Raw genomic sequence first — 279 nt, forward strand, 5'->3', positions numbered from 1 at the left:
CAGCGGAACGCGCACTTCGGGGCATTGCCATCGGACGAAAGGCCTGGCTGTTCGCCGGATCTGATCGCGGTGGGGAGCGCGCGGCGGCGATGTATTCGCTGATCGTCACCGCCCGCCTGAATGATGTCGATCCACGCGGCTGGCTCGCCGACGTCCTCCGCCGCATCGGTGACCATCCCGCCTCCAGGTTACAGGACCTGCTGCCCTGGAATTGGCGATCCGAAACTCAGGCAATCGCCGCCGCCTGACCTTCGGCAACGGCTCTCGCCGGACGGATAC

The 279-nt window shown here is 66.3% G+C and carries 1 protein-coding gene; it reads left to right on the forward strand.

Annotated features, from left to right (window positions below):
• Nucleotides 1–248 (forward strand): transposase domain-containing protein (locus tag ACYQ7X_RS17500; protein WP_459698355.1); only part of this gene is annotated, 248 nt, incomplete at its 5' end.
• Between the last annotated feature and the right edge of the window lie 31 nt (nucleotides 249–279).

This window comes from Acidisoma sp. C75 (assembly GCF_054665095.1).